Origin of the sequence: Psychrobacter sp. 4Bb (assembly GCF_002836735.1) — a bacterium.
GTDB lineage: Bacteria > Pseudomonadota > Gammaproteobacteria > Pseudomonadales > Moraxellaceae > Psychrobacter.
On the sequence record NZ_PJAS01000055.1, the window covers coordinates 27,019 to 53,762 of the forward strand.

General features: G+C 45.0%; 20 protein-coding genes. 6 read left to right on the plus strand and 14 right to left on the minus strand.

Annotation, left to right across the window (positions count from 1 at the left end; translation table 11 throughout):
• The first annotated feature begins 358 nt into the window (after window positions 1–358).
• Window positions 359–1,138, plus strand: a complete 780-nt coding sequence (locus CXF60_RS04960) for a hypothetical protein (RefSeq protein ID WP_228707048.1) — start codon at window positions 359–361, stop codon at window positions 1,136–1,138.
• An 87-nt stretch (window positions 1,139–1,225) separates the two neighbouring features.
• Here CXF60_RS04960 and CXF60_RS04965 read toward each other — a convergent pair whose 3' ends face one another.
• From CXF60_RS04965 to ndhC, 14 genes are all read right to left on the minus strand, one after another.
• Window positions 1,226–2,053 carry a ferredoxin--NADP reductase gene (locus tag CXF60_RS04965; RefSeq protein ID WP_102091036.1) on the minus strand — a complete coding sequence of 276 codons (828 nt, stop codon included), beginning with the start codon at window positions 2,051–2,053 and terminating at the stop codon, window positions 1,226–1,228.
• A 193-nt stretch (window positions 2,054–2,246) separates the two neighbouring features.
• Window positions 2,247–3,725: an NADH-quinone oxidoreductase subunit N gene (locus CXF60_RS04970; RefSeq protein ID WP_102091037.1), complete on the minus strand. Its 1,479-nt coding sequence runs from the start codon at window positions 3,723–3,725 to the stop codon at window positions 2,247–2,249.
• 3 nt (window positions 3,726–3,728) lie between these two features.
• A complete protein-coding gene (gene nuoM, locus CXF60_RS04975) occupies window positions 3,729–5,354 on the minus strand; it encodes an NADH-quinone oxidoreductase subunit M (protein ID WP_102091038.1) in 1,626 nt (541 codons plus the stop codon).
• Between the two features lie 3 nt (window positions 5,355–5,357).
• Window positions 5,358–7,232, minus strand: a complete 1,875-nt coding sequence (gene nuoL, locus CXF60_RS04980; RefSeq protein WP_102091039.1) for an NADH-quinone oxidoreductase subunit L — start codon at window positions 7,230–7,232, stop codon at window positions 5,358–5,360.
• 4 nt (window positions 7,233–7,236) lie between these two features.
• On the minus strand, window positions 7,237–7,545 hold the full coding sequence (nuoK, locus tag CXF60_RS04985; RefSeq protein WP_025653102.1) for an NADH-quinone oxidoreductase subunit NuoK: 309 nt from the start codon (window positions 7,543–7,545) through the stop codon (window positions 7,237–7,239).
• Between the two features lie 98 nt (window positions 7,546–7,643).
• Entirely contained in the window at window positions 7,644–8,387 is a 744-nt protein-coding gene (gene nuoJ, locus CXF60_RS04990) for an NADH-quinone oxidoreductase subunit J (RefSeq protein WP_102091040.1), read from the minus strand.
• Window positions 8,384–8,932: an NADH-quinone oxidoreductase subunit NuoI gene (gene nuoI, locus CXF60_RS04995; protein ID WP_010198902.1), complete on the minus strand. Its 549-nt coding sequence runs from the start codon at window positions 8,930–8,932 to the stop codon at window positions 8,384–8,386. Before nuoI ends, nuoJ begins: the two co-directional genes overlap by 4 nt.
• Before the next feature lie 58 nt (window positions 8,933–8,990).
• A complete protein-coding gene (nuoH, locus tag CXF60_RS05000) occupies window positions 8,991–9,983 on the minus strand; it encodes an NADH-quinone oxidoreductase subunit NuoH (protein ID WP_180958090.1) in 993 nt (330 codons plus the stop codon).
• A gap of 52 nt (window positions 9,984–10,035) precedes the next feature.
• On the minus strand, window positions 10,036–13,116 hold the full coding sequence (nuoG, locus tag CXF60_RS05005) for an NADH-quinone oxidoreductase subunit NuoG (protein WP_102091042.1): 3,081 nt from the start codon (window positions 13,114–13,116) through the stop codon (window positions 10,036–10,038).
• Window positions 13,117–13,126: 10 nt separating this feature from the next.
• Entirely contained in the window at window positions 13,127–14,551 is a 1,425-nt protein-coding gene (gene nuoF, locus CXF60_RS05010; RefSeq protein WP_102091043.1) for an NADH-quinone oxidoreductase subunit NuoF, read from the minus strand.
• Complete coding sequence (gene nuoE / locus CXF60_RS05015; RefSeq protein ID WP_057758927.1) at window positions 14,548–15,057, minus strand: NADH-quinone oxidoreductase subunit NuoE; 510 nt, start codon at window positions 15,055–15,057, stop codon at window positions 14,548–14,550. The genes nuoF and nuoE overlap by 4 nt, the downstream gene beginning before the upstream one ends.
• Before the next feature lie 146 nt (window positions 15,058–15,203).
• The gene (nuoC, locus tag CXF60_RS05020; protein ID WP_057758925.1) at window positions 15,204–16,979 is read right to left on the minus strand and encodes an NADH-quinone oxidoreductase subunit C/D; all 1,776 of its coding nucleotides are present in this window, start codon (window positions 16,977–16,979) and stop codon (window positions 15,204–15,206) included.
• A gap of 152 nt (window positions 16,980–17,131) precedes the next feature.
• Complete coding sequence (locus CXF60_RS05025) at window positions 17,132–17,800, minus strand: NuoB/complex I 20 kDa subunit family protein (protein ID WP_101206265.1); 669 nt, start codon at window positions 17,798–17,800, stop codon at window positions 17,132–17,134.
• 174 nt (window positions 17,801–17,974) lie between these two features.
• A complete protein-coding gene (gene ndhC, locus CXF60_RS05030; RefSeq protein WP_102091044.1) occupies window positions 17,975–18,598 on the minus strand; it encodes an NADH-quinone oxidoreductase subunit A in 624 nt (207 codons plus the stop codon).
• 845 nt (window positions 18,599–19,443) lie between these two features.
• On the opposite strand from ndhC, the gene CXF60_RS05035 reads away from it, so the two are divergent.
• The 5 genes from CXF60_RS05035 to argB all read left to right on the plus strand — a co-directional run bounded on the left by CXF60_RS05035 (window position 19,444) and on the right by argB (window position 26,658).
• Window positions 19,444–21,477 carry a UvrD-helicase domain-containing protein gene (locus CXF60_RS05035; RefSeq protein ID WP_102091045.1) on the plus strand — a complete coding sequence of 678 codons (2,034 nt, stop codon included), beginning with the start codon at window positions 19,444–19,446 and terminating at the stop codon, window positions 21,475–21,477.
• Between the two features lie 141 nt (window positions 21,478–21,618).
• Window positions 21,619–23,022, plus strand: a complete 1,404-nt coding sequence (gene mgtE, locus CXF60_RS05040) for a magnesium transporter (RefSeq protein WP_101206268.1) — start codon at window positions 21,619–21,621, stop codon at window positions 23,020–23,022.
• Between the two features lie 239 nt (window positions 23,023–23,261).
• The gene (gene dut / locus CXF60_RS05045) at window positions 23,262–23,726 is read left to right on the plus strand and encodes a dUTP diphosphatase (RefSeq protein WP_102091046.1); all 465 of its coding nucleotides are present in this window, start codon (window positions 23,262–23,264) and stop codon (window positions 23,724–23,726) included.
• A gap of 138 nt (window positions 23,727–23,864) precedes the next feature.
• Window positions 23,865–25,667, plus strand: a complete 1,803-nt coding sequence (locus CXF60_RS05050) for a phosphohexomutase domain-containing protein (RefSeq protein ID WP_102091047.1) — start codon at window positions 23,865–23,867, stop codon at window positions 25,665–25,667.
• Window positions 25,668–25,746: 79 nt separating this feature from the next.
• Window positions 25,747–26,658: an acetylglutamate kinase gene (gene argB, locus CXF60_RS05055; RefSeq protein ID WP_057758912.1), complete on the plus strand. Its 912-nt coding sequence runs from the start codon at window positions 25,747–25,749 to the stop codon at window positions 26,656–26,658.
• Window positions 26,659–26,744: the final 86 nt, after the last annotated feature.

Consider the following 26,744-nt stretch of genomic DNA (forward strand, 5'->3'; position numbering starts at 1 on the left):
ATACCAAATGAATTGCTATAAAACGCATGTGTTCATTTTGAAGCCACTGTATTTGTTATATACTGCTTTAGCACAATAGAATTAGCAGCACGATACTTTGCAACAATCAAAACTGTGCATCGTCTTAATTAGGCACAGTAGATGAATAAGCAGCACAGTAAGTGCAGATTCACTACGCACTAGTATCAGAGGTCAGTTTTTCGCTTTTGCTACCTATCAGTATAAAAATTACTAATGGTCGTAGATATTCAGAAATTATAGATGATTAGCTTTCGTTTAAATTAATGATAGCCTGCAAAGTTTGTTTAGCCATTTTTACGTCACCGATTGAATGACGCGCCCTATAAGGATAATAAGTTTGAGTGACTTTGATAACGTGAATAATTCAGACAATTTTGATGAGTTCTTCGAGAGTATTGGCTATCGTTTTGACGAGTCATTCGGCAGTGGTTGGGAGCGTATCGCCCAATCGGTTAAAGATATCTATAATAAGACGACGGACAAGTTCGAAGATGAGTTGTCATTGCCCGTGGCACAGACTTACGTTAATGATGCACTACAAAAATTCGTCACCGACAATGTAAAAGCCATTTTAGAGCTACGCGTCGAGATGCATGATGACTGGTTTCGTTTGTACTGCACTGTCAATGCAGGCGGCATCTATGCTGAGGTGGCAAGTAACTTTCGCTTAGTTCACGTTCAGCTCGATCGCAACGTGCAGCGCTTTGTATTTGGTCAGCAAACTTATACCGATATCTTAAATCTGCGCTGCGAATCTTTCGTGAAATGCCAAGGCGTCAAACTTGCGATTTGGTTTTATCATAGCGTCCTCAAAAAAGATCCTTTGGGCTTCATTCTGTCTTACGTCAATATTGCTCGCGCAAAAGACGAAGTGATTTATCTCGATATCCATCGTTGGTTAAAAAATAATAAGAAAATCATGAGTACTTTGCATAAGGTACAGATAAATTATGGCGAGCTAGAAGAAGAGCAAATGATTTTGAAGGCTCAGATTAATTATCGTGATTTACTGGCGGCCAGCAGTAACGAAGATATCATCGGTGATGATGATGATCCTGAATTGATGCAAGGCCCTATTAACCCTGTAGACGATGCGACTGAGCCAAGCCAAGAGTAAGTTGCTAATGCCTTATCCCATAAAAAAACGCTGCATCTTAGAGGTTATTGGCCTTATAGATGCAGCGTTTTTTATTGAAGTCGATATCTACCAGTAGTTCTCTACGGCAATATTACCCTCACCGCGGCGATTCATCACCAGTCCCAATGTCTTTAACGCCTCTTTGGTATCTTCTACCATATCTGGGTTACCGCATAGCATGACATGCGTAGTATCAATATCTAATGCGATACCCGCACTCTCTTGCAACGTTCCCTCTAGCAGTAGTTTTGGCAGACGCTCTGACAACGTGCCTTCGACAGGTTCACGAGTGACGATTGGGATAAAGATAAGCTTTGCTGGATTATCAACCAGCGTGCCGAAGTCTTCTTGTAGGCTCTCTATTTTCTCAACGTAAGCAAGTTCATCGAGCGAACGAGCACTATAAGCCAATACAATGTGCTCATAATCTTCCCATGTCTTTAAATCTTGTAGCATTGACAAGAACGGTGCTAAGCCAGTGCCTGTTGCCAGCAGCCATAAATCTTTTGGCAATGGTTTTTGGTATCGTGCTAATGTCAAAAATCCAAATGGCATGGTATTAAGCAGTAGCTCATCACCCACTTGTAAGTGCTGTAATTGCGAGGTAAATGCACCTTCAGGAATTACGATAGAAAAGAACTCTATCACCTCATCAAAGGGCGAAGAGACTATCGAATACGCGCGAAAGACATCTTCATTCAATGCGGTATCAGCAGTTTCATCACCTGCCTCAGTCTGTTGATAATATTTTAATTGACTAGGATTGACGCCCAAGCGTACAAACTGCCCCGCTGTAAACTTAAAACTATCGGGACGGCTGACGGTAAAGCTAAATAAGTTTGGCGTCCATGTGGTTTTGCTGAGCACCGTTACTGTTTGAATATTATCACTCATAATTATTCGTCACTTATACTTTATTAAACTGTATTTTTATAAGATACCTTTGATAGGCAAAAGAAGATAAATGCCAAAAAGATAAGCATAAAAAAGATGCGCCAAGCTTATCATAAAGCTGGCGCATCTTGGTTTTTTAACCGTAACAACAGATAGATCGCAGAGACTTATCTGTTGTATTGACTCAGCGACACTACCAAATGCGAGCCAAACTTGCCCACTCAATCATACTATTTGGCAAGATACCAAAGAATAGAATAATCGCCGTCACAGCAATGACCATGATACCACCGGTACGAATACCCCATTGCCCAGACACGTCAAACTCGATGAACTGCTTAGGACGTTTGAACAGCGTGAGTAACACACGTAAGTAATAGAATAGACCAATCGCACTACCCAAGATAATCATCGCAGCCAAGAACCAGTTGGTGCCTTGTACAGCTGCTAAGATAGCAAATAGCTTAGTGATAAAGCCTGCCGTCAACGGAATACCAGCCAATGACAACATCATGATAGTCATCACAGCAGTCAATACTGGACGACGCCAGAATAACCCTTGATAATGCGTCAACTCATCGGCTTCACCAGATAAGCGATATGGACTCGACATCAACGTCACTACGCCAAAGGCACCGATAGAGGTAAAGGCATAAACCGCCATATACATACTAGAGATACTATCAGCGGCAGAGCCAATGCTGACAATCACGATCATCACGTATCCCATATGAGCAATAGATGAGTAACCGAGTAGACGTTTCAGGCTAGTTTGACGTACTGCCAACAAGTTACCTACCAAGATAGATAACGTTGCCATGACCATCAATAGCATTTGCACTGATGGCAATGCTAGCAAAGCGGTATCGATTAAGAAACGCACGGCCAGTGCCATCATCGCCACTTTTGATACGGATGCTAAAAAGGTAGCGATAGGCGCTGGTGCACCTTCATAAACATCTGGCGTCCACATATGGAAAGGAGCAGCCGAGAGTTTAAAGGCGATACCAAACATCATCATTGCCGCGCCCAATATCAGTAGTGGCGACTCAAAGATATTGCCTAGCACCATGCTGATTGGCTTAAATGCTAGTGAGCCTACTTCTGCATAGATAAAGGCCATACCCATCAGCAACGTCGCTGATGCAGTCGCCGACAATACCAAATACTTCAATCCCGACTCAAGTGACTGGTTGCGCATATAAGTATAAGCGAGCAAGCCATATAGTGGTACTGACAGCATCTCTAGACTCATAAAGAATGATGCCATATGCTGCGCGCTTACCATGAGTAATGCACCAATGGTCGATAGCAGCATGAGCAAGTACAGCTCTTCTTTATTGTCTTTGAGATTAGCCAGATACGCATAAGACAGCGTACAACAAGCCAAGGCACAGATAAAAATCACCACCATATTAAACTGAGCAAAGTTATCTATAACAAATAACTGCTCAGCGTTTGGCGCGATAGATCCGCTTTCAATCACACCGATCATCTGACCGATCAGGGTAAATAGACCAATGTTTAAGCCTGCCACTGTAATCGTACCAGTGACCATATGCGAGCGTTTAAAGGTAATCGCGATCATAACCGTCAATACCGTAATCACTACGGCGATAATCGGCGCGTAAGGCAACAATCCTATCAAATCATTCATCGTAATATCATTCATGACTTAACGTGCCTCCATTACATCAAGCAGCTGCGACGCATCTACCTGTGTCACTTGACTGTATATATATGCGTTATTGATCCACTGCATAGCATGACTTGAGGTATCAAGGAACGGCTGTGGATATAATCCGAGCCATACCAAACCAGCCGCTAACATCAATAGTAATGACAGCTCGCGCTTGCCCAAATCTTTTAATCTACGTGCAGGCAAACCATGTGACTTAGTCTCTCGCTCTGCCAATGCAGCGATGTTGTTTTCACCAAATAACGCGCGATGAATCAAAATAAGTGAGTATAGACCTGCAAGCACCAAGCTGAATGTCGCAAAAACCACAAACACAGGATACTGAGCAAATGAGCCAAATAAAATCATGAACTCGCCAATGAAGTTACCCGTACCAGGAATACCGAGCAACGCAGCACAGAAGAACATCAGTATCGGTGCGTAGTAGCGGAACTGTCCCCACATACCACCCATCAAGGTCAAATCGCGTGTATGCAGACGCTCATATAGCTGTCCTGCCATAATGAATAGTGCGGCTGAGCTCAAGCCATGAGCAAGCATCTGAATCATTAGACCTTGTAAGCTGAGTAATGTTCCAGCATAAATTGCTAGTACCACAAAACCCATGTGCGAGATACTGGTATAGGCCAGCAAACGCTTCATATCGGTCTGCATAAACGCAAGCCATGCACCGTAGAAGATACCAATCGTACCTAATGTTATCGCTATCGGCGCAAACTCTTGTGACGCTACTGGAAATAGCGGCAACACAAAACGAATCAAACCATAGGCGGCAGTCTTAATGAGCACACCTGCCAAATCCACCGAACCTGCCGTTGGTGCTTGCGCATGCGCATCTGGCAACCAGCCATGAAAAGGTACAATAGGCAACTTCACCGCAAAACCAATGAAGAAGCACAGCATGATGGGATATTCCCAGCCGCCAAGTGACGTACCGAGCAAGTCATTATAGTTAAAGCTGACCACCCCAGTTTGGGCGTAGCTGATAATGACCAATACCAAAATACCGATGAGCATGATAAGCCCAGACGCTTGGGTATAGATAAAGAATTTGGTTGCGGCGTATTCTTTGGTTTTGCCAACCACATCATGACCCCAAAGCGCGATCAAGAAGTAGATAGGAACCAGCATCATCTCCCAAAAGAAGAAGAATAAGAATAAGTCAATGGCCAAGAAAACACCGATGACGCCGCCCAAACTCCATAGCAAGTTTAAATGGAAGAAACCAACACGGCGCTGAATCTCATTCCACGAACAAGCAACGGCTGCCACACCAAGCAACCCTGTTAGGGCCACCATCATCAATGACAAACCATCTAGCGCTAAGTGAAAGCTAATACCAAAACTTGGTATCCATGGCACACTGAACTCCGCGACCCAAGGCACGGTAGCATCTGGTGCAATGACCTGCTTACTCATACCGCTAAAATCACCTTGCTGCCAAAGTACCAATGACAAAGCAAAGGTCAACATCATACCGATCAAGGCAATCCAGCGCGGCAGACGTTTATTAAATCGCTCTACCACCCAGCATAGCAATCCTGCAATAAAAGGAATTGCGATTAATGCTGGTAGCATCCACGTTTGTTGTAACTCAATCATCTTTTACACCACCGTCATCATTACCAGCACCAGCAATACAGCCATACCCAAGCCAAAGCTTGTGGCATAACCTCGAAGAGACCCTGTTTGCGTCGCAGACAATACTTTATTACCTGCTGAAGCCAGCTTAGGTAACAGCAACCACGTTTTATCGATAGGGTCGGCTTTTAATAAGCGGCCGATGAATAAAAAGGGTTTTACAAAAATTACATCATATAGCGCGTCGAAACCTAGGCCATGGTAGCACCAGTGATATAGTGCCCCACCAATACGTGAGCGCTTAAAGCTAGTGAGCAAACGACCTTTATTTACCACATATAATAATGCGGCCAATACCAAACCGGCGAGCATGGCGCCCATCGCTATGTATTCTGCTGTATGTTTCGCTTCTGCTTGACCGGCCACTTCTAGTAGATGCCCAACGCTCTCTGGCAACACACCTTGCAATGGCGGTGTAATCCACGCACCGACAGCAGTTGATAACACCAGTAGCACGGTAAGTGGTAGCCAATATGACATCCCTGACAGCTTGTGCGCAGGCGTTTTTTCTTCACCAAAGAAGATAATCCAAATCATACGGAAGGTATAAAGTGCGGTTAAGAAAGCGCCAAACACACCCATGTAGAACAATACCAGATGACCGGTGGCATAAGTCTCCCAAAGAATCGCTTCTTTAGAGTAGAAACCAACGGTAACCCAAGGTATGGCAGCAAGTGCACCGCCACCAACGATATAACACCAAAATACCAAGGGTATCTTTTTACGTAAGCCGCCCATCCTAAAGATGTTTTGCTCATGGTGTACCGCTAGGATGACCGCACCTGATGATAAGAATAATAGTGCTTTAAAGAAAGCATGGGTCATCAAGTGGAAGATAGCCCCTTGCCATGCGCCAACGCCCAATGCTAGGAACATATAGCCAATCTGGCTCATGGTCGAATAAGCAAGGATACGCTTGATATCGGTTTGTGCGAGCGCACAGAATCCAGCAACGACCAACGTCAATGCCCCTACGCCGCCAACCCAATACAACAAGATACCTGGGGTCAGCTCAAACAATGGATGTAGACGGGCGATTAAATAAACACCTGCTGTAACCATCGTTGCAGCGTGAATCAATGCCGATACTGGTGTTGGACCTGCCATCGCATCAGCAAGCCATGTATGTAGTGGCAACTGGGCTGATTTACCCATCGCGCCGCCGACCAACATCATCGTGGTAAGCATCATCGTTGGGTTATTAACATCGAATACTTCTGGCGCGCGCGTAATAATTTCTTGAATATTAAGCGTACCGAACTCGCGAAATAATAAAAACAAACCGAAGGCTAAGAACACATCACCGACACGCGTGACGGTAAAGGCTTTCATCGCTGCGCGGCCATTGGCTCTATCATGGTAGTAATAACCAATCAGTAAGTACGAGCAAATGCCCACGCCTTCCCAGCCAAGATATAGCAAGAACAAATCATCTGCGAGTACCAGTAGCAACATACTGGCTACGAACAAGTTCATATAGCTAAAGAAACGGGCAAAGCCAGTGTCGCCTTTCATATACCAAGAGGCAAACAGATGAATCAAAAAGCCAATCCCAGTGATAACACCTGTCATGGTCAATGCAAGACCATCAAAGCTCAAACCGAAATGCGGGGCAAAGTCGCCAACTTGGAACCATGTCCACAGCGGAACCTCAATTACCGTTCCAGCTGGATTGGTGGTCAAAAAGGTATAACTAACCACCAGCGTACATAATGCTGATAACAGCATGCTACCCACGCCAACAATCGCTGCGACTGTCTCCGATAATTTGTCGCGCATAAAGGCTAAAATCAAAAAGCCAATGAGCGGGAATATAAAGGTTAATGGTAATAAACTCATGACATCATCCTTTCATCTCATTGGCGCTATCGACATCTAGATGCCCACGCTGATGATAAAAACGCAATAATATTGCCAGACCAATTGACGCTTCGGCCGCAGCCAAGGTCAAGATAAAGATAAACATAATCTGTCCGTCTGGATCGACCCAGCGACTTCCCGCCACTACAAATGCCAATGCCGCCGCATTCATCATGATTTCAAGGCTCATAAGCATAAATAGGAAGTTACGTCGTACCATAACGCCGCATAGACCAATGGCAAATAAAATTCCTGCCAAAATCAGTCCATGGCTCATGGGTATCATACCCAGTACGTTCTGCGCCTCGGCAACTGGCTGTACTAAGCCTGCCACCTCGTGGGCAAACGGCACGTTTGACACATCTTGTGCCACGCTTGCTGCTAGTACCATTAGTCTGACTCCTTGCGCGTGACTTTGTTCGCACCTGTTTTCATACCTGCTTTCGTACCAACCTTCATACCTACATAGTCATGTGGGTCAACATCTTTATATTCGTAAGGCTTAGCCATTTGTACGGCATCATGCTCTGTGTGAGTGCTGTCATTATCGTACAGCTCAATACTACCCACGCTCGGCTGAAACTCTTGGCTATCGTTACCAACGATCTCTTCATCGATCGATTCTTTACCCAAATGATAGGCCGCAACCAGTGCTGCTAGCAGTAGCAATGCTGCTACTTCAACCAGCATAATGTATTTGGTAAATAACACCGTACCGACTGCTTTGGCAGAGATAGTCGTGCCACCCATCATGACAGCTTCATCGTGATTGATACCAATCATCGCATAGAGCACAACGGCAATGATTATCGTCAATCCTGTCGGTATCGCCCAAGTGCCGGCATCAAGCCAACGCTCTTCGCGCTCGTCATTGCTCATGCCCAAATTAAGCATCATAATGACAAAGACAAATAGCACCATAATGGCACCAGCATAAACAACAATCTCTAACGCACCTGCAAACGGCGCACCTAATACAAAAAATATCCCAGCAATTGCTAACAACGACACAATCATCGATAAGATAGCATGCACTGGATTGGCCTGAGTCACTACGCGCAGACTGGCAAATATCGCCACTGCTGCAAGTGAATAAAACCCAGCCAATTCAGGATGGTTCAAAATATTCATCATGGTAGCAAGCTCCTTAGATCAATCGGTGCAGACTCATTTTGTGCTGCGCCTTTTGGTTTATCTGCTACCGCCATACCTGTCACACGATAATAGTTATAATCAGGATATTTACCTGGTCCTGAAATGAGCAAATGCTCTTTTTCATAGACCAAATCTTGGCGCTTATATTCACCCAGTTCAAAATCTGGGGTCATTTGAATCGCTGTCGTTGGACAGGCTTCTTCACACAATCCACAAAAGATACAGCGTGAAAAATTGATACGGAAAAACTCTGGATACCAGCGTCCATCTTCACGCTCGGCTTTTTGTAATGAGATACACCCTACCGGACATGCCACCGCACACAAATTACAAGCGACACAGCGCTCGTCTCCATCAGGATCACGCGTTAGGACAATACGTCCACGAAAACGCGGCGGTACAGGTACCGGCTCTTCAGGATAAAGGATGGTATCACGCGGTCTGAGCGCATGACTATTGACCATCCACATGCTGCGGACAATGGTAAATATACCAATGACGGTCTTTTTTATGGTAGTAAACATGGGATTATTATCCTTATCAGCTTTACCCTAGTTCATCAGTGATGGCTACTAGTAATGACTATAACGTTGGAGAAAAGATCAAAATGACCGCAGCAGTAACCAACAGATTGATCAAGGTTACGGGCAGACATACTTTCCAGCCAAAGTTCATCACCTGATCATAACGCGGACGCATGAGTGAGCCTCGAGCCAAAACAAACATGGTCATAAAGAATAGCGTTTTAATCATGAACCAAAAAGCTGGTGGAATAAATGGAATATCTAAATTGAACGGCGCAAGCCAACCGCCAAAGAACAAGCAAGTCATCAAGGCAGAAATTAAGACAACGTTGACATACTCACCAATGAAGAACATACCAAACTTCATGCCAGAATATTCGACATGATAACCTTCAGCCAGCTCTTGCTCTGCTTCTGGTTGGTCAAATGGATGTCTATGCGTAACGGCAACACCAGCCACCACAAAGGTTAAGAATCCGAAAAACTGCGGAATGATATACCAGCCGTCTGCTTGTGCTTCGACAATAGCGCGTAAGTTAAATGAACCTGTTAGCGCAACAACGCCCATCAACGACAAACCCAAAAACACTTCGTAACTGATCGTCTGTGCTGCAGAGCGCAAACCACCGAGTAGCGAGAACTTATTGGCAGATGCCCAACCACCAAACATCACCGCGTAAACAGCAATACCCGCCATAGCAAAGAAAAACAGAATACCAATATCCCAATCAACCACGCCAAGCGTTGGCGAGATAGGAATAATGGCAAATGAAGCCAAGGCAGTAAACATGGCGACTGCAGGTGCCAACGTGAACATAAACTTATCGGTAAAGTTTGGTGTCCAATCTTCTTTAAAAAAGATTTTTAGCATATCGGCGACTAACTGCAACGAACCAAAAGGCCCGACACGGTTTGGACCATAACGATCTTGCCATAAGGCCAACATACGGCGCTCATAGATAATCATCATCGCGGCAACCAATACCACGACCAAAAAGATGACTAGTGATTGACCCACCAAAAACAGAATAGACCAAGTATCAAAGCTCATGCTATTGGCCAAAAAGCTTGGCACATCAGGGATAATACGGGTAACTTGCATATTACACCTCCTGTGTGGTGGTCGGCGCTGCGTTTATTTGCGCTGTGTCATTATCATTAATCATATCGTTAGCCATGCTACCCATCATCGTCACTGGTGCATCCACTTTACGTACCGATGCTGGCATCGATGGGTGAATGATACTCACCTGCCCGACTGGGTAACCGATACAACCTTCTGCTAAGTAACCGACAATCTGTACTGGCAAGGTGATTTGTTGCTTATCAATCTCAATCGCTAGGTAATCACCAGCAGTGATATTCCAGTCTTTGGCATCATCCATACCGATACGCCATGCGGCAACAGGCAGTTGCTCAGCGACGATTGGGCTGCGAGAAGCCATCATTGAACTGGCATAGATATTATAGATAGGCACTAGCTTCGCTTGGCCTTGCTGCATATCTGTTGTAGTCGCAGACATCGCTTCTGGCGCCACATATTGACGAGTGGCTAGGCGCTCTAGCTGATCGAATAAACGTACACCTGGATCACCATTTTTCAGATGACCGCCGACTTTGTCTTGGTATTTATTCCACGCTTGCGGTGAGTTCCAACCTGCCGCATTGGCAAAAGGAATCATCGAGCTTGGTGTTTCTTTACCGCTGTAACCTTCCATTGAGAAGGTCAGACCAGTGTCCAAATCTTTCGGCTGCATTGGCTCGTGCACAGAGATTGGCGCACGCATAGCAGTACGACCTGAATAACGACGCGGTTGACGCGCAATCTTCAGACCCGTTATACGGTAATCAGCATCAGGCGCAGCGCCTTTAATACCTGCAAGTTTAGGATGCGTTACAATCAATGCATTAATGACATCATCTAGTTGCGTCCAATCGACATCACGACCTTCAATGCTGCTATGCACAGCATGTATCCAGCGCCAACCTTCTTTAATGCTGCTCATCGGATGGTAGTATTCGTTATCGTAAACTTGGAAGAAGCGCTGTGCACGGCCCTCAGCTGATATCAATGTACCATCCGCTTCTGCAAAGCTAGCCGCTGGCAATACAATATCGACGTCTTTATGCCAATCAAGGAGCTGATGATCTAATGCGATGACTGTTTTATCAGTCAGTAGCTGCGTCAATTTATTGGCATCAATCGCATCTGTTAGCTGGTTTTCTGCAACCACAACCACATCGTAATCAGTGGCTAGCAGCTCTTCAACTGACTGACCGCCAAGCATACAAACGCCTATGCTATTGGCATCAGGAACCGTTAGATAGATGCCTGCTTGTGCTTGGTATTCGGCATTAACTTCTTTCAGCTCAAGGTTTTCAGCAGGTGCGCGTTCGACATCATCCTGCGCTTCTGTATTTACGCCTGTTTCAGGTTTATTTGGCTTAGCAGATAAATCTTGGTCTTCTTCAGGCTGGTCATTAGCCGCTTTTGCTTGGGCTGCCTGTACTTTGGCATTATGTGCCTCGACCTGCTGCTGCTCAGTCGCTTTGATTGCTGCGCGTTTTTGGGTCAATGCTTGGGTAATCTGTGCTGCTGCTTCTATCAATGCGGTAGAAGACAAGCTACTACCCGAGACAACTAAAGGCTTATCAGCTTGAATCAAGTCATAAGCGATTTGCTGCGCCAATGCTTGCATACCGTCAGTTTCAGTACTTGTATCAGCATCTTGTTCAGCTGCTTGTGGATCTGCTATGTCTGCTAAATCATCAGCGAAATTAGCAATCTCATCAGCAACCTTGAAGCCAAGCTTAGTGATGTCTTCAGGGGTCGCCACTACGCTCACTTTACTGATATCTTCTAGCTTAGTTTGCGTTACATCGATGACATAGACTGGGCTTAGCGCATCTTGAGCGATACGCTTAACTGGTTCAGCAAGCCAAGGTTGCGTTTGCAGCGCCGCTGCCATTTTCAAGCCTTCATTTTTTGCGGCTTGACGTACTGACAGCGCAACACGTGATGAAGTTTGCGTGATATCTTCACCTAATACGAGCACGGCATCATGCGTTTCGATATCGGTCATGCTAGGGTTATAAATGCCTTCAGTGCTAAGCACTTCGATGCATTTATTGACCAGTGCTTGCTGCTGATGATTCAGACCTGTTGAGAAGTTATCAAAGCCAACGAGGTTTTTTAGGGCAAAGTTAGTCTCAAGGCTGGCGCGCGGCGAGCCAATACCAATGACTTTTTTGTCCTTGATACGTTTGATGGTTTCATCAAGCGCATAGTCGATATTGATTTTGACATGTTTATCATTGATGCGCTCAAGCGCTTGGGTTGGACGATCAGCGCGATTGACATAACCGTAACCAAAGCGACCACGGTCACATAAGAAGTAACGGTTTACTTCGCCGTTATAGCGGTTTTCGATGCGGCGCAATTCACCATAACGCTCACCTGGTGAGATATTACAACCAGCTGAGCAACCATGACAGATGCTTGGCGCATACTGCATGTCCCATTTGCGGTTATAGCGTTCAGAATGCGTTTTATCGGTAAATACACCCGTTGGGCATACTTCGGTTAAGTTGCCTGAGAACTCGCTTTCAAACTGACCATCTTTATCACGGCCAAAGTAGACGCGATTGTTTGAGCCATAAACACCCAAATCTTCGCCGCCTGCGTAGTCTTTATAAAAACGGACACAACGATAGCAAGCGATGCAACGGTTCATCTCATGGGCGATAAATGGCCCAAGCTCTTGGTTATGGTGGGTGCGTTTGGTAAAGCGATAGCGACGACGGCTATGACCTGACATATAGGTCATGTCCTGCAAATGACAATGTCCACCCTCTTCACAAGTTGGACAGTCATGTGGATGGTTGGTCATAAGTAACTCAACCATCGACTTGCGGAATGCTTTGGCTTCATCGTCAGTCACAGAGATGTACATATCATCGCCAGGAGCGACCATACATGACATCACGAGGCGACCGCGACCCGCTTCCATATCTTCTTTATTTTGGAATTGCTTGACCGCGCACTGACGGCACGAGCCTACTGAGCCAAGGGCTGGATGATAACAAAAATACGGCACATCAATGCCGAGTGATAAGCAGGCTTGTAGCAAGTTATCTGCGCTATCTACTTCGACAGTGGTCCCATCAATATGTATGACTGCCATGCCGCTCTCCTTATTTCACTTCTGGCTGTTGATTGGCTGCCGCATCAATGACATCGACACCAACCGCCTGCGCGATTTTTTGATCAAACTCAGGACGGAAATATTTAATCGCACTCATCAGTGGTTCCATCGCACCCGGCGCATGCGCACAGAAGGTTTTACCAATCCATAAGTCACGCGTAAGGCCCTCTAGTTTTTCGACATCGCCCACTTGCCCTTCGCCATCATTGATAGCGGTAAGCAATTTGACACCCCACGGCAGGCCATCACGGCATGGTGTACACCAACCACACGATTCGCGTTGAAAGAAAATCTCTAGATTGCGTAGTAGCGGCACCATATCTTGCGCTTCGTCGACGACCATAATCAGCCCCGTACCCATACGGCTACCAGCATTTTGAATCGTGTCAAAATCAACCACCACATCTAAATGCTCTGCGGTCAAAAAGTCGGTCGAGGCACCGCCCGGCAGCCATGCTTTAAGCTTTTTACCATCTTTCATACCACCCGCTAAATCTTCGATGATTTCACGAGCGGTATAGCCAAATGGTAGCTCCCACAGACCGGGATCATTGACTAAGCCTGAACACCCAAACAGTTTCGTGCCTGGCGTTTTACTTTTGCCTTTGATTTCCGACAACGACTGATACCACTCTACGCCATGATTTAAAATAGCAGGCATATTGCATAAGGTCTCAACGTTATTGACAACCGTTGGTCTGCCCCATGCACCAGAGATTTGCGGGAAAGGGGGTTTGGTACGTGGGTTAGCACGGCGACCTTCTAAGCTGTTAATCAATGCGGTTTCTTCACCGCAGATATAACGCCCAGCGCCAGTATGCACATGCAGATTGAAGCTAAAGTCTGAGCCAAGAATATTGTCGCCCATTAGATTATTGGCCAGACATTCTTCAATAGCCGCAACCAAACGCTCAGCGGCCAAGATATACTCACCACGGATAAAGATATAACCGTCAGTGGCGCCAATCGCATGAGCGGTAATTAGCATACCTTCGATCAGCTGAAACGGTAGACGCTCCATGAGCAGACGGTCTTTAAACGTGCCCGGCTCCATTTCATCAGCATTACAGATGAGATAACGCGGCAAACCGTCCGGCGGCGACATAAATGACCATTTAAGACCAGCGTTAAAACCTGCACCGCCGCGACCTCGAACATTGGCCGCTTTAATCATATTGCCAACGTCTTTAGGCGACTTAGATAACGCTTCTTTTAGACCTGTAAAGCCTTTTAGAGTTTCATAAGTAGCTAAATCAAGCACCGCATCATGATGGGCTAAACGCCAAGTCAAAGGCTTGGTTTCGCTAGTGGCTGTCGCTTTATCACCATAGATTGGAACACGCTGTGCATTTAGCTGGCTTGGCGCTTGACCTTGACCGCGACGAGCAATTTGCTCTGAAATCGTTAAACTCATGCGTATAGCTCCAATAATTGCGCGACCTCAGATGGCTGGACAGGGCCGTAAGTGTCTTCATCAATCAGTACCGCTGGTCCCTTATCACAGTTGCCCAAGCAGCAAATTGGCAATAGGGTAAAACGTCCATCAGCAGTAGTCTGACCATACTCAATACCCAGCTGTGATCTAATCTCAGCTGACAGCGCCTCATAACCTGTCAAATAACAAGCCACAGAGTCACATATGAGAATCACATGGCGACCGACAGGTTGGCGATAAATACGGTTAAAGAAAGTCGCAACGCCGTCCATATCTGACATCGGGATATCTAGGATATTGGCAATGGCATTTGCTTGCGCATCATCGACCCAGCCGTTGCGCTTTTGCACGATTTTTAGTGCATCTAGCGAGGCGGCACGCGCCTGTGGGTAATGGTGCATAAACTCATGAATGGCAGCGATTTCATCACTGGTGAGAATGCTTTCCACATCTACTTTTGGCATTTTGTCGGAAACAATTTTCATAATCTTCTGTCTTTCCTCACTCATCCTGCTCTATCACAAGCCAACAACAGTCTGATTAAAACTATGGTTATATTGGCGAGTGACAGCATTTTGGTGTGCCATCAGGCAATAATATATTGATGAACAAATACTTTTGAAGCACGGCTCTAACGATCACAATCCGCCATCACAATATCGATCGATGCCAAATACATAATGGCATCAGAAACCAGCGAGCCATTAATAACCGATGGCATCTGCTGCAAATGCGCAAATGTCGGCGTACGAATACGGGTGCGATAGCTCATCGTGGCCTTGTCTGAGGTAATGTAATAGCTGTTCAGACCTTTAGTCGCCTCGACGATCGTCGTACATTCGCCCGCTGGCATCACAGGACCCCAAGATACTGAGATAAAGTGGTTAATCAGCGTTTCGATATCATTTAGCGTACGGTCTTTTGGCGGTGGTACGGCCAGTGGATGATCCGCTTTGTAAGGGCCTTGTGGCATATTATCCATACATTGACGGATGATACGTAACGACTGACGCATCTCTTCGACTTTTACCATACAGCGATCATAAGCATCACCGTTGTAGCCAACTGGCACTTCAAAATCGTAATTCTCATAGCCCATGTATGGACGTGCTTTACGCAGGTCGAAATCAACGCCTGTCGCGCGCAGACCAGCGCCCGTCACGCCCCAAGCAAGTGCTTGCTTAGCATTATACTGAGCAACCCCTTGGGTACGGCCTTTGAGCACGCTGTTTTGTAATGCCGCTTTGACATACTCGTCCAAGCGTTTTGGCATCCAATCTAAAAACTCACGCACCAAACGCTGCCAGCCACGTGGCAGATCAGCAGCCGTACCGCCGATACGGAACCAAGCGGGATGCATACGATAGCCAGTCACGGCTTCGATGACGTCATAGGCTTTTTGGCGATCGGTAAACATATAGAATACAGGGGTCATACCACCCGCATCCTGAATGAACGTACCGACGAACAGTAAGTTATTGGTAATACGGAAAAACTCACTCATCATTACGCGGATGGTTTCAGCACGTGGTGGAATGGTAATTCCAGCAAGCTTTTCGACCGACATGATATACGGCAGCTCATTCATCACACCGCCGAGATAGTCAATACGGTCGGTATAAGGAATAAATGAGTGCCATGTTTGACGCTCAGCCATTTTTTCGGCGCCGCGATGGTGATAGCCGATATCAGGAATACAATCGACAACTTCTTCGCCATCGAGCTGTAGTACCAAACGGAATGCACCGTGAGCAGAGGGATGGTTAGGACCGATGTTCAAGAACATAAAGTCTTCATCACGACCTGAACGCTTCATGCCCCACTCTTCTGGGACAAAACGTAGGTTTTCTTGCTCGTATTGTTGCTTGGCGGTATTCAAGAAATACGGGGTAAATTCAGTCGCCCGCGCATGATACTCTTTACGCAGTGGATGACCTTCCCAGTATTTTGGCAACAAGATACGGGTCAAATGCGGATGACCTGTAAAGACAATACCGAACATGTCCCACACTTCACGCTCATACCAGTTGGCGTTTGGCCAAATATTGGTGGCGCTCGGTACATTGACATCGTCTTCGCTCAGCGCGACCTTGATACGTACATCGCTATTGCGCTCAAGCGACATCAAGTGATAAAACACCGTAAAGTCACTGTCAGGTAAACCCGCGCGATGCTGGCGTAAACGCTCATCTATCGCTGATAAGTCAAATAGCATGACATACGGTTTAGGCAGTTTGCGCAAGAATAAGAGAATATCTAATAAATCAGCACGCGCCACCCAAACCGTTGGAATCTCATCCACAGTCTGCTGCACGACAAATTTACCAGCATACTTTTGCTCCAGCTCTGTGATGACTGCTGGGACGGGCTTGATCTTAGGATCTATGTTTTCGACTACCGTGACCATGAATGATGTATTCCTTCATTAATCATAACTGAACTATGTTAGTCATAACCGAACTATGTCAACCATAACTAAGCTATGTTAATCATAACCGAACTATGATAAGCGCATAAAATATTGAAACTGTTGCTACAAGTCTAAATGCTGTTTAAAACTTAAATACTGTCTGGGCTGCGCAAGTTTTTGACAGCGATACGATCTGCCTGCTTACGGTCACGCTCAGGCGTCATTTGCGGCTGATAGATACCCTGCTCATTGACATGGATACCCAGCGGACGACGCTCTTTAGTAATAGATTCTTGTAACAACATCAAACCCTGAATAAGCGCTTCTGGACGCGGCGGACAACCTGGCACATAGACATCAACAGGGATAATCTTATCGACGCCTTGTACGACAGAATAAATATCATACATGCCGCCCGAGTTGGCACAGGCACCCATAGAGATAACCCATTTTGGCTCAAGCATTTGCTCATATAGGCGCTGGATGACAGGTGCCATTTTAACGAAGCAAGTACCAGCAACGATCATGACGTCCGCCTGACGAGGCGAGGCACGAATAACCTCTGCCCCAAAACGTGACAAATCATGAACGGCGGTTAAGGTAGTAGCGTATTCAACATAACAGCAAGAAGTACCAAAGTTAAATGGCCAAAGTGAGTTCTTACGCCCCCAGTTTGCTGTTGAATGAACGAGGTCTTCGAGACGACCCATAAAGACGTTTTTATTCACTTCATCTTCGATAGGATCATTGACCGTTTGACTGGTCTGTGCAGGATAGGTATCTGCATCGGGGTTGGCTTTTGTTAATGTGTATTTCATAACATACAACCTTCATATTAGGCTTGGCGTGGCAATCATCTTGCTCGCGCTGTCGCCATAATTTTATTATTAATAAGTGGCTAATCATCAGCGATCATTAATACAAACAGAACTGACGCTTTCATGCTTTGCTGCTCGTTTTTGCAAACGCTATAAGCTGAGCATCAACTGCTATTAACGTTCAGTTTTGTCCTGCTGAGCAGACGTCGCAAAATCCACAGAAGTAACGTTACCCGTGGTATTAATATGATCGATGTTTTGTAGATGACGACGATTGGTCTCAATATTGTTTGAGACATTGATTTGACCGGATGATTGCGCGGGTACTTTACCTGTCGGATCAACCATTAGCTCATGAGCACCATCAAACTTGGTAATGTCTGCCAAATTAAAGCCTGCAGGCGCCGCATATAAGCGTGCTTTTTTGCGTAACTTATCAGCAGGTGCCCAGTTCATCGCACCCAAGCTCAGCTCATAAATCAAACCGATAATTAGAATAGTGATAAACGTGCCAGCGGCGGCAAAGCCAAGCCAACCCGCCTCTCGTACTGACACAGCATAAGCGTAGAGATATAGCGCCTCTAAATCAAAAATCACAAAGAAGATCGCGACCAAATAAAATTTGGCAGACAAACGAATACGGGCGTTGCCAGATCCGACAACACCCGCTTCAAACACTTCTTCCTTTTGTGAGCCTTGAGAGCGACCGCCAAGTAAGCGCGGTACGACCAGCATAAAGACAACTAGCCCAATGGCGGCTAAGATAAAAGCAATGGCTGACCAATTAAAAGCAGACATGATAATACGTGCTCCTCACCCAATCGAGTGTTAGACACAGCGCAAGCACTGACCCACTCAGGCCATATTGCGACAGGTATAACGCAGACAAAAACACAAAGTGATTTCATTTAAAAAGTGACTTTATTTAAGTAATTGTCACTGCACTTCAGTAACTGTCACTGTGTTTAAGTAACTGTCATTGAGTCACATGTTAGGTATTTTGCTGGTAACAACCAATTATCAAGCTTATTGACGACGATGTCAGACGTGACCAACTGTAGAGATTCCGGTATGCGCGCGGATAAAGGCTGGTCGCCCAACGCATCTTCTAACAACGTAAGATCAACGTATTAAATCAATATCATATCTGACTGCTTACTTAATTGATTTAATAGCTCATTACACGTGGTCAACAATGACGTGACAACTGGCATAAATTATTTACGTACTATACGCATATCAGTGCCTAAAAGCTAGTTTTTAACTGTATTGAACGGTCACTTTCTGTGTAAAAAAAATGTGTTTTTTTTACTATGAATTATGATATAGACCTTACCTTATATTAACCCCAAATCCGTACTTTTGGCTATGAGCAAACACTGCCACGACGTTTAGCAGAAATCAAGTGTCCGAATACCCCACTTTCATCACCCAAGTCCTCCCCCAAAGTGAGCATTTTTGCTTTATAATGACCCACCAGATTTTTATGATATGCCATCATCAAACCTTAAATTCTATTATTCTTATAATAAAGATTATTAAAATATCGCGACGATACGAATGTTGATGATGCGCGCTGCGTTTATCTATCTTTGTCATATCAGCGCTACCCTCTTTTTTGCTTTTGTCTTACAGGTCACGTTATGAGTCAACTCAATCCCAAACAACAAGAAGCCATGCTCTACGTATCTGGTCCACTACTTGTACTTGCAGGTGCTGGCTCCGGCAAGACCTCTGTGATTACGCGTAAGATTGCTTACCTAATCCAAGAATGCGACATGCCAGCTGAGCGTATCACCGCCGTAACCTTTACCAATAAAGCGGCACGTGAGATGAAAGCGCGGGTAAGCAAACTGCTACCAAGCGAAAAAATGCGCGGGCTAACGGTGTCGACCTTTCACCAATTTGGTTTACAGTTTTTGCGCTATGAGCTGATTCATACTCCGCTAAAAGGCAATTTTTCCATCATGGACAGCGACGACAGTAAGCGCTTGCTGACGGAGCTGATGATGCGTGACAACTTGAGTGGCGCTGAAAGTCGCGAGTTGGTGGGTAAAGCCATCAAAATGATTTCGGATTGGAAAAATGACTTGGTCGAGCCTGATAAGGCGATGGAAACGTTAGACGATCCAGAAGACATGATTTTTGCCACGTTATATGCACTTTATGAGCGTAACTTGCGTGCTTATAATGCCGTCGATTTTGATGACTTGATCGTCTTGCCAACCAAGATATTGCGTGAAAATAGAGAACTGCGAGACAAATGGCAAAACCGTATTCGTTATCTATTGGTCGATGAGTATCAGGATACCAATACAGCGCAGTATGAGATGATTAAATACTTGGTTGGGCCGCAAGGTCGCTTTACCGTGGTTGGTGATGATGACCAATCTATCTATGCATGGCGCGGGGCAAAGCCTGAAAACATGGCCCTGCTAAAAGAAGATTTCCCAAAACTAAAAATCGTTATGCTTGAGCAAAATTACCGCTCAACCACGCGTATTTTGACCTCGGCCAACGCCGTCATTCTAAATAACGAGCATTTATTCGAGAAAAAACTGTGGTCAGATAAAGGTCAAGGCGAAAAAATCCGCATCATTAACTGCCGTAATGACGATGATGAATCCGAGCGCGTGGCCAAAGAAATCGTCACTCATAAGCTGCGTTTCGGTAATGAGTGGGAACAGTATGCGGTACTGTACCGCAGTAACTTTCAGGCACGTATGCTAGAGGCACAACTGCGCCAGTTGCAAGTACCTTATAAATTATCAGGCGGTCAGTCGTTCTTTGCGCGTAGTGAAATCAAAGACATCATGGGCTATCTACGCCTGATTTTGAACCCCGAAGATGACAGCGCATTTTTGCGTATTATCAATACACCTAAGCGCGGTATGGGACCCGCAACGCTAGAAAAACTTGGTTTATTTGCGCAAGAGCACAGCATATCGCTATTGGCTTCTTGTACCCATGCTGGCCTGACTCATGTATTGCCATCAAAGGCTTATGGTACGATAAAAGAGTTTGGTGAATTCATCGAGCACTATACGCGTGAGCTGGATCAACACCCAGACCCTGTGCCGATCGTACGCCAGATGATTGATGAGACAGGTTATATTGACTTTGTCCGTAGCGACGCCAAAACGCCGCAACAAGAAAAAAACCGTATTGATAATATCGATATGCTCTACACCAGTATTCAGTCCTTGATTAATCGCGCTGAAGAAGACGAAGATCGAACGATTGATACCATCATTCGTAAGTTGGTTTTGCTTGATATGCTTGAGCAGCAGCAAGAAGAAGAAAACACTAACAAAGTCAACTTGATGACCTTGCACGCGGCAAAGGGTTTGGAGTTTGATTTTGTTTATATCATGGGGCTTGAGGAAGAGATGCTACCGCATCGCAACTCTATCATGAGTGAGACGGTCGAAGAAGAACGCCGTCTGATGTACGTGGGCATTACTCGTGCACGTCGTGAGCTAACATTGACGCTTGCGACCCAGCGCCGTGCCGGTGGTCAGATGCGCGTTACCTCAGAATCAAGATTTTTGGATGAGCTACCTGAAGATCATATTGACTGGCCTGCTAAAGCGAAAAAGAAAAAAGCGACCAAAGATCCAGAAGCCGTCGCTGATGAATATCTGGCCAATATTCGAGCGTTACTGGGTAAGCGTTAATCTTAATCAAAATATTTAAGCACCTGAGTAAAACGCTTGCGAGAATACGCTTTAGACTGCGCAAAAAACGATTGTTATAATCGTCATTGTTATTGTTCTTTATATACTGTAAAAATTTGACTGTAAAAACTTGGAACACTTATGCCTACCCCGACGCCCAATCAGGAACGAACTGCCATGCTGTCAGGAGACTATAATTCGGCTGAATATAGTGCCGAATATAAGCTTCTGTATCTGCAGGGTTTGGTTGCTGATAAAGCATACGAGGCCATTACTGAGTTTTTGGAAAAGCAGTCCGAATATGAGATTGCCAACCTACTAGAGTCCTTCCCAACTCAAAACCGTCTGTTGATTTGGGCGCAGGTGCCAGAGCATATCAAAGGTGAGGTACTTGCCGAACTAGATGTCGATACGCGCCAGCCGTTGATGGAGAATATTTCTTCTCAAGAAATCTCCTTGTTTACCCAAGACCTTGATGCTCAAGACATCTCTGAGATTTTGGATACCGTCACTGAGAGCGTACGTACCTCAGTCATGGCAACGCTGGACGAAGAGACGCGGGTCCAAGTCAATAAGCTTGATACTTATGCTGACTGGGAAGTGGGTAGCTATATGGATCCAGATATTATCCAGATAAGGGACGATATCTACCTAGCAGATGTACAAGAGTGGCTGCGTGAAAACGATGACCTGCTCGATGACGAGAGCCAAGAGCTGTTAGTTGTCGATCAAAGCCAGCAATTGCTAGGGCTACTGAGTCTAGTAGATTTAATTAAGCATAAACAGAATACATTAGTCTCGGAGCTGATTGATACTGCTATTACGATTAATGATCGCTTGGATATCCAAGATGCTGCCGCGATTTTTCGTTCAGAAGACATCCGTTTTGCGCCCGTCATCAATAGCCATGGCGAGCTAGTTGGTCAACTAAACGGTGAAGACATCATGGAGATTATCCAAGATGATGTCGACAGCACCATGAAAAACCTCGCTGGTGTTAGCCAAGATGAAGAGCTGTTTGCGCCTATCCTAACCAGTGCTAAAAGCCGTAGCGTTTGGCTAGGTATCAATTTATGTACCGCTCTATTGGCAGCAGCAGTGATTGGACAGTTTGAAGAAGTACTAGCACAAGTCGTGGCGCTAGCGATATTGATGCCAGTGGTCGCCAGTATGGGCGGTATTGCAGGCTCGCAAACGCTAACGGTCGTTATCCGCGGTATGGCGATGGGTCAAATCGGTGGTTCTAACCGTGTCTGGCTGTTAAATAAAGAGCTGTGGGTGGGTGCGATAAACGGTATCATCTGGGCGATAATTATGGCGTTTATTGCTCAGTTATGGTTTCATGATATTAAGATCAGTGCCGTCATCGGTTTTGCCATTGCAATCAACATGACTGCAGCTAATGTCTCGGGTATCAGCATACCGCTGATGCTAAAACGGATGAATATCGACCCTGCTCTATCTGCTTCGGTTATCTTAACGACTGTCACGGATATCGTCGGCTTTATGTCCTTTTTAGGATTGGCCAGCGTGTTGATACTATAGCTGATTGCTGAATTGCTGAATTGCTGAATTGCTGAATTGCTGAATTGCTGAATTGCTGAATTGCTGAATTGCTGAATTGCTGAATTGCTGAATTGCTGAATTGCTGAATTGCTGAATAATTAAAATATAGAATTGTTATTTATATAAAAATGTCGAATAAGATTTATTTAAAACCATAGTTCAAAGTCCTAGTTTGAAATCATAATTTAAAAACCATCAAATCGTTAAGTGAGTGTGTTATGCAAGCTGTACAAGTTAAAGTGGTAAACCCTAAAATTACTGAAGATAAAGCGTTTTCTTTACCAACTCGTGCCACCGATGGCAGTGCAGGTATTGATTTGCGTGCTTGCATCGATGAGCCATTAACGATTAAAGCAGGTGAAACCCATTTGATTGGTACAGGCCTTGCCGTTTATATTCAAGATCCTAATTATGCAGGTATGATTTTACCGCGTTCAGGTCTTGGTCATAAGAATGGTATCGTCTTGGGTAACTTGGTTGGGCTAATCGATGCCGACTATCAAGGCGAGCTGATGGTTAGTATTTGGAACCGTAGTAGCGAAGACTTTGTTCTTAACCCAGCTGAGCGTATGGCACAGTACATTGTGGTACCTGTTGCGCGTCCTGAGTTTAAAGTGGTTGCAGAATTCAGTGATGAAAGCGTACGCGGTGCAGGCGGGTTTGGACACTCAGGTCGTCAATAGTAGCTATTTTGTTGGTCAATTTTTCTGACAATTTTTTAGATAGCCTTTAAGGTTTTGCTTAAGCTATATCTAAAACCTTGCGCTATTCATTTTTTATTTATCATTGAACACCTATCACGGTTATAAGGAGAGTAAGCAATGCCACCTTTTGCGGCGCAGCAATCCTTATTCCGTGCTTATGATATTCGTGGTGCCAACCAGTATTTTACTAGCAGTTTTATACAAGCGTTAGGCGATGCTTTTGCTATTCTCTATAATGCGCAAAATAGCCAACCGACTCAAGACATCAATGCTAATGCCACTGTTGAGACTAAGCAGAATGTTGTCGTTGTTGGTTATGATATGCGTATTGGCAGTGAAGCCATTGCATCCACACTTTCTACTGTACTAGCTCATCATGGTTTACGCGTAATCCAGTTAGGTCTGGTTACCACGCCGATGATGGCATTTTGGGCAATGCAGTATCAAGGTCATGGCATTGTCGTAACAGCGAGCCATTCTGCTAAAGACATACTAGGCATCAAATGGTTAGTAAATAACAAGTCCCCTAGTAGCTCAGAGATACAGACGCTCTATCATCAACTCACCGCTAATCATAGTTGTCACGCCTATCCCGATAGCCAAGCTACCAATCCTATCTTACATTCAGAAAACATTGAAAGCATTGATAATAGCCACGTCTTAACACTACCAATTGATTTGCCTGAGCAACTACCTGCTCATCAAGTAGCAAGCGTCTATATCGATGCTATTGCACAGGTATTTGAACAATTATTTCAGCATAATCACTCGTTAACTGAGGCCAGTCAGAGAAATACTCATAAGCTTGATTTGGTCATAGTTATTGACTGTATGCATGGCGCAACTGGGAGTATCGCTCAACGCTTGTTTGAACGTTTTTGTCAGAATGTTATTTTTCTCAATGACATACCCGATGGTAATTTCCCCCTTGGTAATCCAGACCCCACCGAACCAAATCGCCTAAACGAATTGCAACGAGTCGTTGTTTCGAATGCAGCAGATATAGGCTTAGCGTTTGATGGCGATGGCGATCGTTTGATGATCGTTGATAACAACGGCAAGATAGTTACGCCCGATCATTTGCTCTATTTATTGGCACGTATTGCTATTACTGAACATCCTAACTCCCTGAGCAACTCTTTATTAGCATCTGAAGTTCTTTTCGATATTAAATGTGCTCATCATTTACCAAGACTGTTATCTGAGCTTGGTACTACACCTGTGATTAGCAAGACTGGTAGCAGCTTTATGCGCCAACAGGTACAGCATCCTGACAATCAGATTGTCTTCGCTGGTGAATTATCAGGACATTTCATCTTTAATGACAGCCGCTTTATTCCCTACGATGATGCGATGTATGCTGCATTACGGTTGCTGCATTGGCTTGACCAAACTCAGAATGATACTAATAATAAAAAACCGCTAGCAGATATCATCCAAAGCTTGCCCACTATAGTCAGTACTGCTGACCATTACTTGCCAATACCGCAGACCGCTACTACCGACTGCTCACTTGTAGAGCAATTAACGAGATTTTGTCATTACTTGCAGTATCTAGTAGATATGTCTACTCATACTGATTCTTCATCTAGTCAGCAGTTAAAAGATACTTGCTTGCCCGCCACAACATGCAAGTCATCAGTGTGTACCTGCGCTACTGCGAAAGCGCAAATAGCATTAAAACAGACACATGAATTATTACCTGTAGAAACCAAGCTGAACTGTATCGATGGTGTGCGTTTAGACTTTGCGCATGGCTTTGGCGTACTGCGTCAATCAAATACCAGTAATAGCCTGACCGCGCGCTTTGCAGGTGACAGTATAGATGACCTAAAAGATATTCAGGATACATTTGCCGCTTTATGCCGACCATTTAACGCAGCACTAGCTGAACAGATTCTTGCTATTCCTGCGGAGTAGCCTCATAAAACATATATCACTGTCTCATTAGACATAGTAGAAAAACAACCAATTTAAAACCGGCCCTCAGGAGTTTGTAATGACGCTTAATTTAGATGATGCCAAAAACACCGCTGAAGTATTGACCACTGCTCTGCCCTATATCCAGCGTTTTGTTGATAAACTCATCGTCGTAAAATACGGCGGCAACGCCATGACCGACCCTGAGCTTGAGAGCTCATTTGCTCGTGATATTGTTTTGCTAAAGACCGTCGGTATGCATCCCGTAGTCGTACATGGTGGTGGCCCACAAGTTGACAACCTCCTAAAAGAACTCGGCCGTCAATCAGACCGTATCGATGGCATGCGTGTCACTGACAAAAGCACGATGGATATCGTAGAGATGGTCTTGGGCGGTAGCGTCAACAAATCGATTGTTAGCTTAATTAATAAGCATGGCGGTCGCGCGATTGGTCTTACAGGTAAAGATGCCAACTTGATTCAAGCAAAAAAACTGATGATGGAAAAAATTGGTGCAGATGGTATCGCTGTACCAGTTGACTTAGGATTCGTCGGTGATGTGGTCAGCGTCAATAAAGACGTGATTAACATGTTAATTGCCTCAGATTTTATCCCTGTAATCGCGCCACTTGGCGTTGACGCTGAAGGCAATACCTATAATATCAATGCAGATCTCGTTGCAGGTAAAGTGGCAGAGTTTTTACAAGCAGAAAAGCTGATGCTATTGACCAATATCAAAGGCGTATTGGGCCGTGATGGCGAGGTGGTAACTGGACTCACGCCAAAAAAAGTCGATAGCTTAATCGAAGATGGCACTATCTCAGGCGGCATGATTCCTAAGATTCAATGTGCGCTTGATGCGGTACGTAGCGGCGTCAAAAGCGCGGTAATCGTTGATGGTCGTGTCCCTCATGCGACCTTGCTTGAGATTTTTACCAACGAAGGGGTTGGTACGCTCATTAGTCGTGAGATAGACTCATCATTGAGCTAGCAACATGTAGCAATGCTAAATGTAGAAAAGCCCGAGTTAATATAAACGCACGGGCTTTTTTGTGCATTTTTACCTGTAATAACAAG

Bases quoted from the DNA above. Each gene is read 5' to 3' on its own strand.
- ndhC (WP_102091044.1), bottom strand. From the start codon at position 18,598: ATGTCTGCTTTTAATTGGTCAGCCATTGCTTTTATCTTAGCCGCCATT.
- CXF60_RS04970 (WP_102091037.1), bottom strand. From the start codon at position 3,725: ATGAATGATATTACGATGAATGATTTGATAGGATTGTTGCCTTACGCG.
- mgtE (WP_101206268.1), top strand. From the start codon at position 21,619: ATGCCTACCCCGACGCCCAATCAGGAACGAACTGCCATGCTGTCAGGA.
- dut (WP_102091046.1), top strand. From the start codon at position 23,262: ATGCAAGCTGTACAAGTTAAAGTGGTAAACCCTAAAATTACTGAAGAT.
- CXF60_RS05050 (WP_102091047.1), top strand. From the start codon at position 23,865: ATGCCACCTTTTGCGGCGCAGCAATCCTTATTCCGTGCTTATGATATT.
- nuoF (WP_102091043.1), bottom strand. From the start codon at position 14,551: ATGAGTTTAACGATTTCAGAGCAAATTGCTCGTCGCGGTCAAGGTCAA.
- CXF60_RS05035 (WP_102091045.1), top strand. From the start codon at position 19,444: ATGAGTCAACTCAATCCCAAACAACAAGAAGCCATGCTCTACGTATCT.
- nuoL (WP_102091039.1), bottom strand. From the start codon at position 7,232: ATGAGTTTATTACCATTAACCTTTATATTCCCGCTCATTGGCTTTTTG.
- nuoG (WP_102091042.1), bottom strand. From the start codon at position 13,116: ATGGCAGTCATACATATTGATGGGACCACTGTCGAAGTAGATAGCGCA.
- nuoM (WP_102091038.1), bottom strand. From the start codon at position 5,354: ATGATTGAGTTACAACAAACGTGGATGCTACCAGCATTAATCGCAATT.
- nuoC (WP_057758925.1), bottom strand. From the start codon at position 16,979: ATGGTCACGGTAGTCGAAAACATAGATCCTAAGATCAAGCCCGTCCCA.
- nuoE (WP_057758927.1), bottom strand. From the start codon at position 15,057: ATGAAAATTGTTTCCGACAAAATGCCAAAAGTAGATGTGGAAAGCATT.
- nuoH (WP_180958090.1), bottom strand. From the start codon at position 9,983: ATGAGCTTTGATACTTGGTCTATTCTGTTTTTGGTGGGTCAATCACTA.
- nuoI (WP_010198902.1), bottom strand. From the start codon at position 8,932: ATGTTTACTACCATAAAAAAGACCGTCATTGGTATATTTACCATTGTC.
- CXF60_RS05025 (WP_101206265.1), bottom strand. From the start codon at position 17,800: ATGAAATACACATTAACAAAAGCCAACCCCGATGCAGATACCTATCCT.
- nuoJ (WP_102091040.1), bottom strand. From the start codon at position 8,387: ATGATGAATATTTTGAACCATCCTGAATTGGCTGGGTTTTATTCACTT.
- argB (WP_057758912.1), top strand. From the start codon at position 25,747: ATGACGCTTAATTTAGATGATGCCAAAAACACCGCTGAAGTATTGACC.
- CXF60_RS04965 (WP_102091036.1), bottom strand. From the start codon at position 2,053: ATGAGTGATAATATTCAAACAGTAACGGTGCTCAGCAAAACCACATGG.